The 18,071-nt window shown below is 41.0% G+C and carries 18 protein-coding genes; 16 read left to right on the top strand and 2 right to left on the bottom strand.

Translation table 11 applies throughout. The features are described 5' to 3' along the window. Positions 1 to 69: 69 nt before the first annotated feature. The 3 genes from NX722_RS01825 to NX722_RS01815 all read left to right on the top strand — a co-directional run bounded on the left by NX722_RS01825 (position 70) and on the right by NX722_RS01815 (position 3,257). A complete protein-coding gene (locus NX722_RS01825; protein WP_262566455.1) occupies positions 70 to 636 on the top strand; it encodes a polysaccharide biosynthesis/export family protein in 567 nt (188 codons plus the stop codon). Between the two features lie 77 nt (positions 637 to 713). Next, the gene (locus NX722_RS01820; protein ID WP_262566454.1) at positions 714 to 2,900 is read left to right on the top strand and encodes a GumC family protein; all 2,187 of its coding nucleotides are present in this window, start codon (positions 714 to 716) and stop codon (positions 2,898 to 2,900) included. A 138-nt stretch (positions 2,901 to 3,038) separates the two neighbouring features. Next, on the top strand, positions 3,039 to 3,257 hold the full coding sequence (locus NX722_RS01815; protein ID WP_262566453.1) for a UPF0175 family protein: 219 nt from the start codon (positions 3,039 to 3,041) through the stop codon (positions 3,255 to 3,257). 205 nt (positions 3,258 to 3,462) lie between these two features. Here NX722_RS01815 and NX722_RS01810 read toward each other — a convergent pair whose 3' ends face one another. Continuing rightward, complete coding sequence (locus NX722_RS01810; protein ID WP_262566452.1) at positions 3,463 to 3,804, bottom strand: hypothetical protein; 342 nt, start codon at positions 3,802 to 3,804, stop codon at positions 3,463 to 3,465. Between the two features lie 130 nt (positions 3,805 to 3,934). Here NX722_RS01810 and NX722_RS01805 point away from each other — a divergent pair, with 130 nt between their 5' ends. The 12 genes from NX722_RS01805 to NX722_RS01750 all read left to right on the top strand — a co-directional run bounded on the left by NX722_RS01805 (position 3,935) and on the right by NX722_RS01750 (position 16,244). Continuing rightward, on the top strand, positions 3,935 to 5,254 hold the full coding sequence (locus NX722_RS01805; RefSeq protein ID WP_262566451.1) for a UDP-glucose dehydrogenase family protein: 1,320 nt from the start codon (positions 3,935 to 3,937) through the stop codon (positions 5,252 to 5,254). Positions 5,255 to 5,272: 18 nt separating this feature from the next. Next, a complete protein-coding gene (gene rfbB / locus NX722_RS01800) occupies positions 5,273 to 6,340 on the top strand; it encodes a dTDP-glucose 4,6-dehydratase (RefSeq protein ID WP_262566450.1) in 1,068 nt (355 codons plus the stop codon). A gap of 274 nt (positions 6,341 to 6,614) precedes the next feature. Beyond that, positions 6,615 to 7,484 (top strand): glucose-1-phosphate thymidylyltransferase RfbA, encoded by an 870-nt coding sequence (rfbA, locus tag NX722_RS01795; RefSeq protein ID WP_262566449.1) that lies wholly within the window; start codon positions 6,615 to 6,617, stop codon positions 7,482 to 7,484. Continuing rightward, the gene (locus NX722_RS01790) at positions 7,481 to 8,569 is read left to right on the top strand and encodes a DegT/DnrJ/EryC1/StrS family aminotransferase (RefSeq protein ID WP_262566448.1); all 1,089 of its coding nucleotides are present in this window, start codon (positions 7,481 to 7,483) and stop codon (positions 8,567 to 8,569) included. Before rfbA ends, NX722_RS01790 begins: the two co-directional genes overlap by 4 nt. Positions 8,570 to 8,578: 9 nt before the next feature. Next, positions 8,579 to 10,021 (top strand): lipopolysaccharide biosynthesis protein, encoded by a 1,443-nt coding sequence (locus tag NX722_RS01785; RefSeq protein WP_262566447.1) that lies wholly within the window; start codon positions 8,579 to 8,581, stop codon positions 10,019 to 10,021. Positions 10,022 to 10,223: 202 nt separating this feature from the next. Next, complete coding sequence (locus NX722_RS01780; RefSeq protein ID WP_262566446.1) at positions 10,224 to 10,928, top strand: WbqC family protein; 705 nt, start codon at positions 10,224 to 10,226, stop codon at positions 10,926 to 10,928. Further along, positions 10,928 to 11,428: a GNAT family N-acetyltransferase gene (locus tag NX722_RS01775; RefSeq protein WP_262566445.1), complete on the top strand. Its 501-nt coding sequence runs from the start codon at positions 10,928 to 10,930 to the stop codon at positions 11,426 to 11,428. The genes NX722_RS01780 and NX722_RS01775 overlap by 1 nt, the downstream gene beginning before the upstream one ends. A gap of 255 nt (positions 11,429 to 11,683) precedes the next feature. Further along, positions 11,684 to 12,949: an ATP-grasp domain-containing protein gene (locus NX722_RS01770; RefSeq protein WP_262566444.1), complete on the top strand. Its 1,266-nt coding sequence runs from the start codon at positions 11,684 to 11,686 to the stop codon at positions 12,947 to 12,949. A gap of 51 nt (positions 12,950 to 13,000) precedes the next feature. Further along, positions 13,001 to 13,978 (top strand): glycosyltransferase, encoded by a 978-nt coding sequence (locus NX722_RS01765; protein ID WP_262566443.1) that lies wholly within the window; start codon positions 13,001 to 13,003, stop codon positions 13,976 to 13,978. 121 nt (positions 13,979 to 14,099) lie between these two features. Next, on the top strand, positions 14,100 to 14,414 hold the full coding sequence (locus tag NX722_RS01760) for a hypothetical protein (protein ID WP_262566442.1): 315 nt from the start codon (positions 14,100 to 14,102) through the stop codon (positions 14,412 to 14,414). 272 nt (positions 14,415 to 14,686) lie between these two features. Next, positions 14,687 to 15,082: an acyltransferase gene (locus NX722_RS01755; protein ID WP_262566441.1), complete on the top strand. Its 396-nt coding sequence runs from the start codon at positions 14,687 to 14,689 to the stop codon at positions 15,080 to 15,082. Positions 15,083 to 15,095: 13 nt separating this feature from the next. Further along, complete coding sequence (locus NX722_RS01750) at positions 15,096 to 16,244, top strand: glycosyltransferase (RefSeq protein ID WP_262566440.1); 1,149 nt, start codon at positions 15,096 to 15,098, stop codon at positions 16,242 to 16,244. Between the two features lie 89 nt (positions 16,245 to 16,333). On the opposite strand, the gene tnpA is transcribed toward NX722_RS01750, so the two are convergent. Then, positions 16,334 to 16,765 (bottom strand): IS200/IS605 family transposase, encoded by a 432-nt coding sequence (tnpA, locus tag NX722_RS01745; RefSeq protein WP_262563698.1) that lies wholly within the window; start codon positions 16,763 to 16,765, stop codon positions 16,334 to 16,336. 225 nt (positions 16,766 to 16,990) lie between these two features. Here tnpA and NX722_RS01740 point away from each other — a divergent pair, with 225 nt between their 5' ends. Then, entirely contained in the window at positions 16,991 to 18,034 is a 1,044-nt protein-coding gene (locus NX722_RS01740; protein ID WP_262566439.1) for an acyltransferase family protein, read from the top strand. The last annotated feature ends 37 nt before the right edge of the window (positions 18,035 to 18,071 follow it).

Genomic DNA, 18,071 nt, shown 5'->3' with positions numbered 1-18,071 from the left:
TTGATGCATCAACCGGGTATCACTTCAAAAATCACAACCACACTTTTACCAATGAACAGGTGTCTGAGAATGCTAAAACGACTGCTGGCTATCCCTCTTTTTATTTGTCTGGTACTACTGAGTCAGCACAGTATTGCCAACAATTCTGATACCAGTCAGATGATGAGCATGTCGACCTATCGCCTGAGTGTAGGAGACAGGATCAGCGTCACCGTTTTTGGTGAAGAAGATATGAGCCTTGAAGAAGCTCGCCTGACCGATGCTGGCACCATCTCCCTGCCTTTTCTTGGCGAAATAAAAGTCAGCGGTATGACAGTAGGATCATTGCAAAATCATGTAGAAAATGAGCTGCGAGGGGATTTTCTGGTAGAGCCCAATGTTACGGTTCGCATCATCGAATACCGGAAATTCTTTGTGCATGGTCAGGTGCGCCAACCGGGTGGTTTCTCTTTTGAGCCCGGTCTTACGCTTGAAAAAGCCATAGCCCTTGCCGGAGGTTTCACCGAAAGAGCTTCCAAACAAGAAGTCGAAGTGATTCGGGAAGACCTTGACGGAAACCCGACAACACAAAGCTTTCGCCTCAGAGAAAGAATTCTGCCCGGTGACATCGTTAACGTTAAAGAAAGTTTCTTCTGATTTTTTAACCACACCTTCATAAGAATGTCCAAAAACACAAAGAAAAGCTTTGTGTCTTCTGTGGTTCCAAAATATATATGACTACACAAAACCCCTACCAAAACAGGCTCAGACCTGCGGATGAAAAAATCATTTCAATCCGCGAAATTGTTGGCATCCTGAAACTGTATCGTTGGCAAATAACCAGCTTTACGGCATCGGTTGTTATCCTTGCTGCACTGGTGACTTTCTCAATCTCTCCCACCTATCAGGCTTCAGCGCGACTGCAAATAGAGCAGGAACAAGCCAAAGTGATGTCTATTGAGGATGTTTATGCTTTTGAAGGCAATGATGCTTATCTGAATACTCAGCATGAAGTATTAAAATCACGGCCTGTCATGGAAAAAGCCGTAAAAAAGCTAAACCTGATTGAAAATCCTGAGTTTAATGCCGCATTGCGTGAGCCATCTCCTTTCAGGGAGTGGTTGAACTGGCGTAACTGGTTCAGTATCGAATCTCCGGAACTGAGCGAGGCTGAACAAAAAGCACGACAGCTGGAAGGGGTTATCGGAGCCTTTAGCCGCAATGTCACCATTGACCCGGTTCGCAGAACTCAAATCGTTAACATCCGCTTTGATTCAGAAAACCCTCAAATGGCCGCCGATGCAGCCAATGCTATTTCCCGCGCTTATATCGAAACCTGGCTTGAATCAAAACTGGCTCTTACCACCAATGCTACTGACTGGATGGAAGTAAGACTGATTGATCTTTCCGACGAGCTTGAAGAAGCTATTACCAGCCTGCAAACCTATCGTGAAAAAGAAAGCCTGATCGACCTGGAAAGCGAACTGGCACTCGCTAACAGTGAGCTGACTGCACTGACCCAGTCTCTGGCGCAGGAGCGCAGCAAACTTGCGACCACGGGCACTATCTATCAGCAGATCCAGAATACCGGCGCAGGAAGTATTGAAGAATACAGCACTCTGCCTGCCGTTCTGGCACACCCGCTGATTCAGCGGTTGAAAGAAGATGAAGCCCGTATTGAAAGACAGGCTCAGGAACTTTCACGCCGCTATGGTCCGCGCCATCCGCGAATGATCGCAGCCCAAAGTGAACTGAACAGCATTCAGGATATTATTCGTCAGCAAATTGAAAAAACAGTGCGTGGCGTTGAGAGAGAATATGAAGTAGCCCGCGCCAATGAAGAAGCGTTGCGTAACACTGTTGATAGCGCGCGAGAGCGTGTTCAGGCTATGAATCGTAAACAGCATCGCCTGAACGAGCTGGAGCGAAACGTTCAGACCAAACGTGACTTATACGACGCTTTCTTTAAACGTATCAGTGAAACCAGTGCCACAGCTGATCTGCAAACAGCTAATGCCCGTGTGGTTGAAGAAGCCAACGCACCTCGCTCCCCGATTGCGCCAAACAAAAAATTGATTATTGCGGTAGCAGGCATTGCGGCTTTGCTGTTTGCGGCAGGCTGTGTATTCCTGAAAGAAATGCTGAACAACACCATACGCACCAGTAAAGATGTAGAAGAAAAACTGAACTTGCCGGTACTGGGCATCCTGCCGGTTATCAGCGACAAAGCCAAGAAAGACTCTGTGCATAAACTCTTTCTTGATAAAGATGAGCACGGGTTCGGTGAAGCGGTTCGAACCATTCGCACAGGCTTAAGCCTGACAGCACTGGATCAGGCCCATAAAGTTTTTGCCGTCACGTCAACACAACAGGGCGAAGGTAAATCTTCCTCAGCCATTAATACGGCACTGGCTTTTGCAACCATGGGTAAAACCTTACTAATTGATGCGGACCTGCGCCGCCCGATAGTGGCAAAACAGTTCAACCTCAAAGAGAAAGCCGTTGGACTGGCGCACATTCTGGCTGGATTTGATAAAGTTGAGCAATGCATTCACTCCTGGCAAGGGTTGGATGTTCTGCCTACAGGCATTATTCCTCCAAACCCTCAAGAGCTACTCTCCAGTGAAGCCTTTGCATCATTGATTGAATCGCTGAGAGAGCAATACGACTATATCATTCTGGATTGCCCGCCTGTGCAAAGCGTCAGCGACAGCCTGATGATTGCCAGAGTCTGCGATGGACTGATCTTTGTGGTAGAGGCAGGGCGACTGCCAACACCGGCCATCACTGGCAGCATTAAACGACTGATGAAAGCAGGAGCCCCTTTGACGGGAGTGGTGCTGAATAAGGTTGATCCCCATCGTGGCACTTATGGCTACGAGTATGAGCCCTATGGCTATCAGGGGTATGCGGCTGGATAGTTATGTGGCTGGATAGTTATGTGGCTGAGTGGTTTTTCGAAATGCGTTTGCCCATGATTACCCGGAAGCTGAAGCCGAAAGAGCCAATGCGCTGAAGCTGGCCGTCTAAGCATATTTACTAAACGGGATCGCCCTTTTATGGTTGGTATTACGTTCAGCGAAAACCTGCTTAAGCAGGGAGTGAACATTAACCTTGCCATACACCTTTTTTCGCAAGGGGTATTATCGCTTCCCAAAGCGGCAAAACTGGCTGAATGCAGCCTTGAAGAACTTATCCAGACCGTGGGGCATCTTGGTATAACCGTGGTGAACTACTCTGCTGAAGAGTTGGACGAGGAGCTGCAAAATCTTGACTGACTCAAATGTTAATCAGCTTCTCAGGTGAATAGGTTTGTGCGGTAATTGATCGTGTTAGTGAGTGAATAGCGTTTAGGGAAGCGGCAGAACAGAATATACCGTCATTCCCGCGAAGGCGGGAATCTACCACGACAGTGGCTCCCCGCCTTCGCGGGGATGACGATGGGTTAAACTTGTCTGCTACTTCCCTTAGTGATTATTCAAATTAATGAAAGTACCAGTTCACAGCAAACACGCTCAAAATAGTGGTAATCAATCCACCAAAAGTAATCCAGAAATGCCGTGAAATAGCCGCAATCTCAACTCGAAGATTGCTGTCTACACGGTCAATCTTGCTACTCAGCTCATGATAACTGCTTTCCAGCTTGTTATTGAGTTCATGGTAACGAGCATCATGACGAAGCTGAACCTGCATGATAGCCTCTTGCATCACCAGAATATCTTTCTTGCTGGCATTGTATTCAGGGTCTAAAGAAGCACTGACTTTGCCGGCCAGTTCTTCATCTATACCGATTTTTTTGAGTTCGTGATACAGGCTCTGGCTCATAAATCCTCCCTAAAGAAGTACACAAGATAGTCCTTAAAGGACTTTTAAACCACGGAGATTACGAAGATCACACCGTTTTTTTAAAACGGTGCAGGCTTTGAGATCTGGTGGTTCCAAAAAAGGAATTAAAATGAAAGTTACCGTTTTCGGTATTGGGTATGTAGGCCTGGTACAAGCGGCTGTATTGGCCGAAGTAGGCCACAACGTAGTATGCGTCGATGTTGACCAGCAAAAAGTAGATAACCTTAAGCAAGGCATCATCCCAATTTACGAACCGGGTTTAGAACCACTGGTCAAAGAAAACTACGACCAGGGTCGCCTGACATTCACCACCGATGCCAAACAAGGCATTGAACACGGCAAAATCCAGTTTATAGCCGTAGGCACCCCGCCCGATGAAGATGGCTCCGCAGATTTGCAATATGTTTTAAAAGTGGCAGAAACCATTGCCACTCATATGAACGATGAAAAGATCATCGTCAATAAATCAACCGTTCCGGTTGGTACCGCTGATAAAGTAAAAGCCAAAGTCTCAGAGGTGCTGGATAACAGGGATATCGGCCCGGCATTCCATGTGGCTTCTAATCCTGAATTTTTAAAAGAAGGGGCTGCCGTCAATGACTGCATGAAGCCTGACCGGATTGTTGTTGGTACCAACAGCGATCAGGTAACCGACATCATGCGTGAACTTTATGCACCGTTTAACCGTAACCATGATCGAATGATCTTTATGGATATTCGCAGTGCAGAATTAACCAAATACGCCGCCAATTGCATGCTTGCCACAAAAATCAGCTTTATGAATGAAATCGCCATGCTGGCAGATAAGCTGGGTGCTGATGTAGAGCATGTACGACAGGGCATTGGTTCAGACCCACGTATCGGTTACCACTTTATTTACCCCGGTTGCGGTTATGGCGGTTCCTGCTTCCCGAAAGATGTGCAGGCTCTTAAGCGAACTGCAGAAGAAATCGACTTTGAACCACTGATGTTGCAAGCCGTTGAAAAACGCAATGCAAAACAAAAAGAAGTATTGTTCGAGAAAATCAGCTGCCATTACAAGGGTGACCTGGAAGGCAAAACCTTCGCACTGTGGGGACTGGCCTTTAAACCTAACACTGACGATATGCGTGATGCTCCCAGTCGTGTGCTGATGGAATCTCTGTGGGAAGCCGGTGCCAAAGTGCAGGCATACGATCCGGAAGCGATGGAAGAAGCACAGCGCATTTACGGCGTTCGTGATGATTTGATGTTGTTTGGTACACGACAGGCTGCACTTAAAGGGGCAGATGCGCTGGTGATTTGTACCGAATGGAAACAGTTCTGGGCACCTGATTTTGAATTAATGGCTGATTTGCTCAATGAGCCTGTGATTTTTGACGGGCGGAATTTGTTTGAGCCGGGTTTGCTGCAACGCAAAGGTTTTGAGTACACCGGTATCGGTCGTTAAATCGTCAGGGATTGAGTTGTGACAAAAAGTATTTTAGTAACAGGCGGAGCCGGCTTTATTGGCTCTGCTGTGATTCGACACCTTATTAATGACACCAATCACACAGTCATTAATGTGGATAAACTGACTTATGCGGGAAACCTTGAGTCATTAGCACCCATTGAAAAGAATGAACGCTACCATTTTGTGCAGGCAGACATTGCTGACCTTGATGCAATGGATGCCATATTCTATGAATTCCAGCCCGACCTGATTATGCATCTGGCGGCTGAGAGCCATGTAGACCGCTCCATTGATGGCCCTGCCGAATTTATTCAGACGAATGTGGTCGGCACCTGCAATCTTTTGGAAGTCACCCGACATTACTGGCAATCACTGGAACCCGCAAAAAAACAGGCTTTCCGCTTCCATCATATTTCCACCGATGAAGTCTATGGTGATCTTGACAGTACCGATGACCTGTTCACGGAAACAACGTCTTATGCACCAAGTTCCCCTTACTCTGCCAGTAAGGCTGGTTCTGACCACCTGGTAAGAGCCTGGCACCGAACCTATGGCTTGCCGGTTATCGTTACCAACTGCTCCAATAACTATGGACCTTATCATTTTCCGGAAAAACTGATTCCCTTAATGATTCTGAACGCACTGGATGGCAAGCCATTACCAGTCTACGGCAAAGGGGAGCAAATTCGGGACTGGCTGTTTGTAGAAGACCATGCCCGTGCGCTTTATAAAGTAGTGACCGAAGGAAAAACTGGCGAAACCTACAACATTGGCGGGCATAACGAGAAGAAAAATATAGAGGTGGTTAATACCATATGTGAGCTGCTGGACGAACTGGCGCCTGAAAAACCAGAAGGTTTAATAAGCTACAAAGATTTAATCACTTATGTAACTGATCGCCCCGGCCATGATATGCGTTATGCCATTGACGCCAGCAAAATAGAAAGAGAACTTGGCTGGAAGCCGGAAGAAACCTTTGAAACGGGATTGCGTAAAACCGTTCAATGGTATTTGACTCATCCGGAATGGTGCCAACATGTACAGGATGGCAGCTACCAGCGTGAGCGTCTTGGTGCTTCTTAACGTTGTGTTTGTAAAATAGTCTCTGCGGCAATTACTCCTGCATTGATACCGATCCGCTTAAATCTTCATATAAATTGTTATTCATAATGCACTCCCTTAGGGACGCGGCAGAACAAAATATACCGTTATTCCCGCGAAGGCGGCTCTTGTAAAGGAGAGAGTACCACGACAGTGGATCCCCGCCTTCGCGGGGATGACGATGGGATAAATTTGTCTGCTTCTTCCCTTAGTTGGAATGCATTATAGAAGCTATGCGCTAATTTAAAGGAAACAAATGAAAGGCATCATTCTTGCCGGGGGTAGTGGCACACGGCTACACCCTGTCACCAAAGGCGTATCCAAACAATTACTGCCCGTTTACGACAAACCGATGATTTATTACCCGCTGTCGGTGCTTATGCTGGCAGGTATCCGGGATATTCTGGTTATTACCACACCGGAAGATCAGGTGCACTTTTATTCGGTATTAGGCGACGGCAGTCGGTTTGGCATTAACCTGACCTACGCCATTCAGCCTGAGCCTAAAGGGCTGGCGCAGGCTTTTACCATTGGTCGCAGCTTTATTGGCAATGACCGGGTAGCACTGGTATTGGGAGATAATATCTTTTATGGGCCGGGCTTCTCTCCCAAACTGAAAGAAGCCGCCAAAAAAGAAAAGGGTGCCACACTGTTTGGTTATCAGGTAATGGACCCTGAACGCTTTGGTGTTGTCGCCTACGACAAAACCGGCAAAGTCACGTCTATTGAAGAAAAGCCTGAAAAGCCAAAGTCCAATTACGCTGTAACGGGATTGTATTTTTACGATAACCAGGTGGTGGAACTGGCTAAAGAAGTCAAACCATCTGCCCGTGGTGAACTTGAAATTACCGACCTGAACAAAATGTATCTCGAACAGGGAACCTTACAAGTAGAACGTCTGGTTCGGGGTTTTGCATGGCTGGACACCGGAACGCACGACTCGCTGCTGGAAGCCAGTCATTTTGTGCAAACGATTGAACGCAGACAGGGATTTAAAATCGCCTGTCTGGAAGAAATTGCCTTCAAACAAAATTGGTTAACGCTGGCACAGTTGCAGCGGGCTGGAGAACAGCAAAAGAAAAACAGTTATGGACAATACTTGTTAAATCTGGTGAAAGAAGCATGATTCCTGTCAATAAACCTTATCTGCCGGACCTTGGAAAATACCAGCGTTATATAGAAGGCATTTATGACAGAGCCTGGCTGACCAACAATGGTCCGATGGTGCAGGAACTCAAAGCCCGGCTGGAAGATTATCTTGGCGTAAAACATCTTTTGCCCGTGGCAAACGGCACACTGGCTTTGCAATTAGCGTATAAAGCACTGAATGTTAGCGGCTCAGCCATTACAACGCCGTTCACCTTTGTTGCCACCGCCAGTTCACTCAAGTGGGAAGGCATTACTCCGCAATTTGCCGATATCGACCCACACAGCCTGAACCTCTGCCCTGATCGGGCTGCCGGACAAATAGACAGCCATACCTCCGCCATTGTGCCGGTTCATGTGTATGGCAATGCCTGTGATGTTAAGGGTTTTGAGGCAATTGCCAGCGAGAATCAGCTTAAAATAATTTACGACGCTGCCCATGCATTTGGCGTTAACTATCAGGGGCAGAGTATTCTGAATTATGGCGATGCTTCAACACTGAGCTTCCACGCCACTAAGGTCTTCCATACTGTTGAAGGTGGCGCGGTTATTTTTAAAGACGCTGACGCTTATGAGCGAGCGTTTAAAATGATTAATTTTGGTATAGATACCTCCAACGGCAAAATCGTGGATTGCGGTACCAATGCCAAAATGAGTGAAGTTCATGCCGCTATGGGGCTGACTGTACTCGATAAAATAGATGAGGTTATTGACCGGCGTTGCCAATTGCACCGGCAATATCAGGCAAACCTTAAAAATGTCGTTGAATTACCGGGCTGGCGATCAGGTACCAATCAAAATGGTGCGTATATGCCCATTATTTTCAAGAGTGCGCCAGAGTGTACCGCCGTTTTCACGGCACTACGGGATCAGGGCATTATTGTCAGAAGGTACTTTTCACCCTCACTGGCACAGGTTGAAGCGCTTGGTGATAACCGTCATTCCACCCCCATTGCTGACGATTTTGCCAACCGGGTACTCTGTTTACCCCTCTATTACGACTTGACCAGCGGCGAGCTAGAACAAGTGTGTAACGCCCTGAAAAAAGCCCTGCAAACGCTATAAAGACCAAGAATGCCTGAATCAAAGAGCAAAGCCTTAACAGGGCTAAAATGGAGTGCCATCGAACGCATACTCACCCAGGGTATGCAGTTTGTGATGATGATCGTCATTGCCCGGCAGCTAACACCGGGCGACTTTGGCCTGGTGGGAATGCTGGCTATTTTTATGGCGATCTCACAAACCTTTATCGACAGTGGTTTTTCTACAGCACTGATACGCAAAGGAGAACCCTCCGAAACAGAATGTGCCACTGCCTTTTATTTTAATGTGGTAGTTGGCATTGCATGTTACGGGCTATTGTTTGCGGCATCACCACTGATTGCGAGCTTTTATGGTGAACCGATACTGGAAAGCCTGACAAAGATCATAGGCCTGAATGTATTATTCAGCTCCCTGGCGGTTGTGCAGAGAGCCAAACTGACCATTGCTCTGGACTTTAAGAAACAATCCGTCATTTCACTGATCGCTGTGGTTGTCAGCGGTGCACTGGGCATTGCGATGGCGTACACAGGGTTTGGTGTATGGGCTCTGGCAGCACAAACGGTTGCCATGAATTTATTGGTAGCACTGTTGCTGTGGGTTTTAATTCGCTGGGTTCCTGTAGAACCATTTTGCTGGGCAACCTTTAAAGAATTGTTCGGGTTTGGTTCAAAGCTACTGGCTTCCGGACTGTTGGATACCCTATACAAAAACATTTACCAGATCATTATTGGTAAACAATTTTCTGCCAGCCAACTGGGTTATTTCACAAAAGCTAAGCAATTATCTGAACTGCCTGCGCTGAACATTACCCAGATCATACAACGGGTCAATTTCCCGTTAATGAGCCAGATAAAAAACGACGATAAACAGTTAGAACAGGCTTATGCCAGGGCTTTAAAGTACGCTGCCATGGTGATCTTCCCGCTAATGGCTGGGCTGGCGGTATTAGCAAAGCCGGTGATTCAGGTAGTGCTGAACGATCAATGGTTGCCAGCGGTACCGATGTTAAGTTTGTTGTGCCTGACTGCCATGCTGTATCCAATTCACGCTATCAACCTGAATTTGTTGCAGGTAAAAGGAAGATCGGACTGGTTTTTAAAGCTGGAAGTTATTAAGAAAACCATTACTACGATCACGTTGTTTATCACAGTGCCACAGGGCGTGATGGCGATGTGTTTGGGGATGGTCGTTAATTCTTTTATGGCACTGTTTGTGAATACCCATTACACCGGAAAACTGTTGGGATTAACCACGAAAAAGCAGATACAGCTGTTATTGCCGGTGGCAGCAGGAACGGTGCTGGCGAGTCTTGCGGGGTGGATGGTGCTGGTAAATGTTTCGGAGCCTTTGTTGCAAATTGTTTTAGGCGGTTTGGCAGGGTTTGGTGTTTATGTGGTGAGTGTGAAACGTTTTTGTAAGGATGAGTATCGGGAAGTGGTACATCGAGTTTTTTCTGATTACAAAACTGCTTAGAAACAGTCTTTGTGTAGCTCCCAAGCTTGAATTGATCACTGCATACCTTTATGCAAAATTTTAGAATTAGTAGAACATTATGATTCTATGAAAAACATGAGGTTTTCTGTATGCAATTTAAAATAATGAATAACTTTGATGATGAAACTATTGATGACATAAAAAGCTTGTTTGAATTTGCAATAAAATTAAAGGTAACTCTATGCGTTTAGGCCTGATGCAGCCATATTTCTTACCTTATATTGGTTACTGGCAGCTAATAAACTTAGTTGATCATTTCATTATATACGACGATGTTCAATATATTAAGCAAGGTTGGGTTAATCGAAACCGATACTTAAATAACAGAAAGCCAACATTTTTCACTATCCCTGTATCTAAGGGATCAATGAAAGATCATATGCTTGATAAGAAAATACAGCCGCAGTGGCACAAGAAAGAAGCAGATAAATTTATTAAATCACTTAAGCAAAATTATTTAAAAAGTGATTATGCTGAGTTGATTGATTTTTTTGAAAAAATAGTATTATTTCAATCGAGTGACATGGTTGAATACCTACATAACAGTATTACTAAAGTTTGTGAGTTGTTAGATATAGATACAAAAATAACGTTCTCGTCATCTTTAAAAAGAAACATGAATTTATCTGGTCAGAAAAGTGTTCTTGATATTTGTAAGATGGTAAATGCTAACGCTTATACTAACCCAATTGGTGGTGCAGAAATATACGATAAGGAATATTTTGAAGATAGCAGTGTTGAACTAAGTTTTATCAGAGCAAAGCCTATTGAATATAGTCAGCTTGGTAAGAATAAGTTTGTACCCTATCTATCAATAATTGATATGCTTTTTAATTGTGGCATTGCTGGAACAAAAGAATACTTGACAGAGTATGAGCTTCTCTAATGAAAAATGAATGTGTAGAATCATACTTAGCAGGCCAGCACTCGAAAGATAAGCTTGAGTCTTTATTAAAAGACAGCAAAGACGAGCTTCAAAATATTTTAGTTGATTTAGACCTGAATGAGCTTGCAGCTAAATGGCATAAAAATGCTTGTGTTTTTGAATATCTTGTTGAAGATAGTACAGCAGGTGTCATTATTTTTTATGCGAATGATCCTAAAAAAAGCGCAGCTTTCATCACACTGGTTGTAACATATCCTGATTTTAGAAAAAAAGGAATAGGAGCTTCATTACTGGCAGCAGTTAAAGATTACTGTAGGAAAAATGGTTTTTTAAAAATAAAACTAGAAACATATAGTGAAAAATTAATGAACTGGTATGAGCAGAACGATTTCTATTTAACAGGTAAAACTACGAGGTTAAACAGCAGTACTGAAATGCAATTAACATATCAAATGGAATATAAGGTTAATCATGAATCTGAAAAAAAATGTCATTGCTAATTATATCCGGCGCCTTTATGTAGCCTTTATCGGTATTGTCATTGTACCTGACTATCTTTCTTATCTTGGAAAATAAGCCTATGGTTTAGTTAGTTTTTTTCCATGGTACAGGGTTGGATGCAGCTTCTGGATATGGGCTTGTCATCAACGCTGACACAGGGGGATACTGACCATAACCTGGTTAATGCCAAAATAGGTGTAAAAGGATTTAAGGATATTAAACCAGAAATATTTATAAAAAATTTTGGAGACTAGATGAAAAAGAAAGTGTTGGTAGTTCCATCTGGAACTGAGATAGGCTTGGAGGTTGAAAGAGCTTTAAGGTATAGTGAGAATTATGAGCTGATTGGTGCTAATTCTATTGATGATGCATCATTTTTTGTTTTTTATAAAAATAAACTAGGGCTACCTTATGTTGATAAACCTGAATTCAGTAAGTTTGTTATAGAGCTGGTTGATAAGCTTGATGTTGATTTTGTTATACCTGCACATGATAGTGCTACATTAGCATTGTCTTCTGTTAGAGATCAGTTAGGTGCAACATTAATATGTTCCGATACAAAAGCAGTTGAAATTGCCAGGAGCAAATTAAAAACTTACGAAACATTAAAGGATGCCGTACGTGTTCCAAAAGTTTTTCATAAGGCCGATCACCTGTACCCAGTATTCATCAAGCCAGACGTTGGGCAAGGTAGCAGAGGGGCTTTTATATGCCACTGCCCTGAAGATTATAAATTGATAAATTCCGGTGATATCGTCTGTGAGTATCTTCCCGGTGAAGAATATACAGTAGACTGCCTGAACGATAAACATGGCAACTTGATATATGCTTCTCCGCGAATTCGATTGACAATGAAAAATGGCATTTCTGTATCAACCAGAAATATTGAATTGACGAATGAGTTTAAGAATTTTGCATTATCAATCAGTCAAAAAATAAAACTCAAAGGTGCCTGGTTCTTTCAGGTCAAGCGTGATGTGAACAACGAGTTATGCTTACTGGAAATTTCAGTTCGCCCAGCTGGCTCTATGGCATTAAGTCGTATGAATGGGGTTAATTTCATTGAAGAAAGTTTGCTTATCCATCAAGGTGTTGATGTTGATTTAATACAGCAAAATTTCCAAATAATAATGCATAGGCCTTTAAACCAATACATTAAAATTAATATTGATTTTAATACTTTGTACGTTGAATTTGATGGCTGTCTACTACTGGATAATAAAAAGCTTAACCCTGAATTAATACAGTTACTGGTACAAGCGTTAAATAAAGGCAAAGAAATAATTTTGCTTACCAGGCATAGAGGTGATTTGGCTAAAGCACTGCATAAATTAAGGTTAAGTAATTTTTTCGACAGAGTTGTTCATCTGGATGGAGATGAGCCTAAGTCAAATCATATTAATAAGCAATGCTCGATATTTATTGATGACTCTTTTGATGAAAGATATGAAGTTTATAAAAACAAAGGGATACCTGTGTTTTCACTGGACGCAGTGACTGGGTTACTTCATAGCCTGTAAACTTTGAATATCTAATAGTAACAATGTTATTTTTAAATTATTGGATCAAAAATGGATTTAGCTAAGTTAAAAGCCCCTTCTTCAGAAGAAGAAATAACAAAGCACTGGAAATATACTGATAAGGTTTATGTAAGTGTTATCTGTACAACTTACAATCAAGAAAGTTATATTCGTGATGCTATAGAAAGCTTTCTTGCTCAGGAAACTGAATATCGTTTTGAAATTGTTATTCATGATGATGCTTCAACGGACGGGACAAGAAAAATCATTGAAAAATATTACGATAGATTCCCTTCAATAATTAGTCCAGTGCTGCAAAAAGAAAACAAACATAGTCAAGGACAAAAAATAAGTGCATTGGCAGTTAGCTTTTCAAAAGGTGAGTATATTGCATTTTGTGAAGGTGATGATTATTGGTGTGATAGTAAAAAACTAGACAAGCAATATAATGCATTACAGGAAAACAAAAATATTCTACTCTGTGTACATGATGCATTTGTTATTAATGAAAAAAATGAAGAATCAGATTATAAATTTCCTAAGCGTAAATACAAAAAGCAAATAATCCCACATAGAGAGATATTTTTAGAAAAAGGGCAGTTTTCACCGACTGCTTCTATGATGGTGCATTCTTCAATTTTTAAACCCCTGCCTGATTTTTATTACAACACTCCGGTAGGGGATTTTTTTATTGAAATAATGGGTGGTGTTAATGGTGTACTATATCTACCCAAAAAAATGAGCGTCTATAGAAGGGGTAGTGCTGGTTCGTGGAGTGTTAGAGTTTTAAAAAATGTTGATAGACTTACTAACCATAATCTGAGAATGATTACGTCTTTGGACTCTGTAAAAAAAGAATTGGATATCAAAGGTAGTTTGATAAACAAAAAGAAAAGGCATAATTACTTAGGTTTAGCCGATATTTATTGGAAGAAAAATAAAATAGAATCGATTAAATATTTCTTATTGTCATTGAAGGCAGGGTTAATGAAAGATCATTTGAGGTTTTTTGTTGATAAAATCTATTAAACTAGGTGCATAGTGATACCAACACTCTGGACACTTTCATGCAGCGATAGGAAACCGGTCATTTAAGGACGTCTATCAAAACCCGACATGACAGCCCATGCTACTCCTGCATTCATCATGCTTGAGATCACCATGGCTACAAAAACAAACCCACCTAAGCGACTTTGCCAAAGCCAATGGCAAGCCTTATCACCGAGCAACAAAACGGGACTGCCACTCATCACTCTTGCATAAATCTTATGACTCAGAAATTATTATTGATTTAGATGATATTATTGCAAGAGGAGGCGCATATATGGCAACAGCATCACTGATGCTGAAAAAGCAAGTAATAGTTAATATGCCTGCTTGGTTTATGAATGCTCCAGGCGGTGGTGATTATTTTTATATTACAGTTTCTGCTTTAGAAAACAAAAAATATGATTTTTTAAGGTAAACATTATTAAAAGATGGGATTTCCGTAAAAGAAGTAATATGACGCAGTCATTGTTATTCCTTATAAAGTCACATCCAAAACTAGCACATTTATTAATCATATTTAAGACGCAAAATTAACATGCAACAGTAGTCATATAATGAATTTCTTTTATCTATTATATAATTTTTTTGCAATAAAACTTCCACCTTCTCATTTTAGAATATCTAAAAAAAATTAAGATCGATTGATTCAAAAAAATACGTTTATATTTTGCAAAGAAGGCTATAAGCTTGGTAGGGAAAAATATATTTTTTGAAAAAGTGGCAAGATTGTCAAGAGATTTAAAAATTGGTGATAATTCCGGTGTAGGTATCAACTATGAAATTCAAAGTAATGTTGAAATTGGTAAGAATGTTATGATGGGTCCAGAAGTAGTCATATATACAGAAAACCATAATACAGCACGCACAGATACTCCTATGATGGATCAGGGAATGATGAAGGTAAGGAGGGTGATAATTGAAGATGATGTGTGGATAGGGCGGCGTGTTATCATTTTACCAGGAGTAAAAGTTGGCAAAGGGTCAATATTGGGAGCAGGTAGTGTTGTGGCAAAAAATGTTCCTGAATTCTCTGTTGTTGTTGGAAACCCCGGGAAAGTCATTAAGAGTAGATTAAATTATTAGGCTATGAATAGTTGTGAATATTAAATTTGTTATCGATGTTGATCCTGAAGCTAAAACAGGTCTATATAATGCCGTAGAAGAAAAAATCAAGTACTGGGGTGGTGGTGAAATATATAATATTACGTATTATGACTCATGTTTTTTAAAAATTACAAAGCTATTTTTTAAAAAAAAGACAAAGAAAAAAATACCATTAGAATATTTTGCTAATTCTAAAGTAAAAAATATTTATATAAAACAAGGTGTGTTAAGTAGTATTGGAAAAAGGTTAAAATATCTACACACATTTATACATCAGAAAGACAGTAAATTATTGAGAAAAGCGATAGGAGATAAGCCAGCACTACTTTCTGCTCACTGGGGCATAACTGCGGGTATACTGGCACGTTATGCAACAATGAAAACAAAACATCATTATACTATCACTTGTCATGGTAGTGATGTCCATACATACCCAAAAAAAAATAAATATCTAAAGGAAGAGTTGATCAAGGCGCTAAGTGATTCACAAAGTTGTATTTTTGTTAGTAGTGGCTTAAAGAAAGAAGCTAAAGCGATTGGTTTTTCTACAAAAAACAGCAACGTTATATATAATGGAATCAATACTTGCAGATTTAAGAATAGAACAAAAAAATTTAATTTCAAACGAATTGGTTTTATTGGAAATTTATTTAAGATAAAAGGTGCGGATATATTCGCAAGAGTTTGTGCTTTATTAGAACGTCAACAGAGAGGGCTGAAATATGTAGTTATTGGAGATGGTGAACAAAGAGAGTATATGAAAACAACAATGCCAGCATGCAAAAGCACTTTTTTGGGTAAAGTTAAGCCAGAAGATATACCTGATATTTTATCAACCATTGATTTAATAGTAATACCGAGCAGAAAAGAAGGTTTGTCTCTTGTTGCACTGGAGGCCCAGGCTGCTGGAGTAAAGGTTGTGGCAAGTGATGTCGGAGGGTTACCAGAAGCTGTTGGTCAAGATAATGTTGTTCCTTTTTCTGAATCGGATAATTTTGAAGTGTTATTAGCAAATAAAATTTTTGAAACACTTCAAAAATTTCATCCTGTTAGCTTACCTGATCAATTTGACCTAAGTGTCACAAAAAAAGAAGAACTTGATCATTTTCATAAAATTTATAGCCATTGTTTTAATAAGTAAGTTTTGAGTATGGAGTTAACTGACCTCCGGCATAGCCGGAGGCTTATCAGATTACGCCCTCTAAGGGCTTTTATTGCGCCCAAGGGCGCTTACCAGTCAAGATCATACTGATCTCTATTTCCATCATTCTTTTCTTGATCTCGGATATATGCCCGAACCACTTCTTCATCAAGTCCTACTGTTGAGACAAAGTAACCTCTTGCCCAAAAATGCTCTCCGTTAAAGTTACGCTGCTTGCCTTTGAAATTTTTCGCAATCTCTATTGCACACTTTCCTTTCAGATATCCAACGACATGAGATACCGGATATTTGGGTGGAATACTGATGCACATGTGAACATGATCAGACATCAAATGCCCTTCGAGAATTTTGCAGCCTTTCCTTCTGGCAAGCTCATGAAATATTTCTCCGAGAAACTTTCTCAAATTCCCATAGATTACCTTTCGTCTTCTCTTTGGGATAAAGACAATATGGTACTTACAATCCCAACGCGTATGAGCCAAACTCTTGTAGTCTCTCATTGGTTTTACCTTCAATTTTCTTGGTCGGAAACTGAAGGTTAGCTACTGTCGCTACGGTTAAACCTATGAGAGTCTCCCCGGCATAGCCGGGGGTTTATCAGTGTTAATTAGACAATGAAGTACCAAAAAAGTTAGTAACTATTAATTCAAATAAGTCTACAACAGGTGGTTGTGTTGAAGGGTGCACCGAGATGCACTTATTCGTAAAAATATTAGGCGGTGGTCATGCTCTTAGCAAACTCACACACCGATTTAGGTAAAGAACTAATTATGAAGAAAAGAATGTATTGGTTAGACAATGCTAAAAGTATCGGCATTTTTTTAGTTGTTTTAGGCCATCTGAGCATACCATCAAAATTGCATAATTATATTTACGCATTTCATATGCCGCTTTTCTTCTTTTTATCAGGTGTTACCTTTAAGCACAAAAACTTCGAATTGAAAGAGTTTATGCTGAAAAGGGCAAGAGTATTATTGTTTCCATACCTAGTGTTTGGTATAGCAACATATTTATGGTGGCTTGCTATTGGTCGTAACTTTGGTTCTGGTGCAAGTACCATTATGCCGCTGTATAGACCGTTAGTAGGTATGCTCTATTCTAATGGTATTGATGGCTGGTTGATTCATAATGTGCCCTTATGGTTTCTAACTTGTCTTTTTATTACAGAGTGTATTTTTTTCAGTATCTCAAAAACAGTATCAAAGAAAACACTGTTGATTATCATTTCTTTAATTGCATACTTTGGTTATTTACTTTCATCAACAAATGCACCAAGACTCCCTTGGGGTATAAATATAGTGCCTATGAGCCAATTGTTCTTGTGCGCTGGCTATCTCTTAAAAGAGTTTGCAGGAAAAAATAGTTTGGGGCGTTTGCCAAATAGTATGATCACTATTGCAACGTTAGCTTTAACCTATTGGCTGTCTTATAAAAACTGGGGAGCTGATATGAACCATAATCATTATGGTAATTTAGTCATTTATGTTATTGCAGCAATAGCTGGCATAATAGCAATTATCTCTTTTTCCAAAATAATACCCCCTAATTCAATAATGTCTTATATTGGTAAAAATACATTAACTATTCTGGTATTACATGGCTTCGTTTGTACTTTATTAAAAGGTATTTTCATATTCTTATTAAATTTCCCTTTGAGTGAGTTCAATGAAACTTTACTTTTGAACTTAATCATTGCAGTCGGAAGCATTCTCGCTCTTTTTCCTGTTGCGTTTTTTTTTGGAAAAAAAAGTACCTTATCTTATAGGTAGAGCTTAATAAAGTAATCTATTGTTGAGTCCTTGATTT

It is taken from the genome of Endozoicomonas gorgoniicola, assembly GCF_025562715.2.
GTDB classification, from domain to species: domain Bacteria; phylum Pseudomonadota; class Gammaproteobacteria; order Pseudomonadales; family Endozoicomonadaceae; genus Endozoicomonas_A; species Endozoicomonas_A gorgoniicola.
The sequence above is the reverse complement of the archived record's forward strand: the minus strand, read 5'-3'. Positions and strand labels throughout refer to the sequence as shown.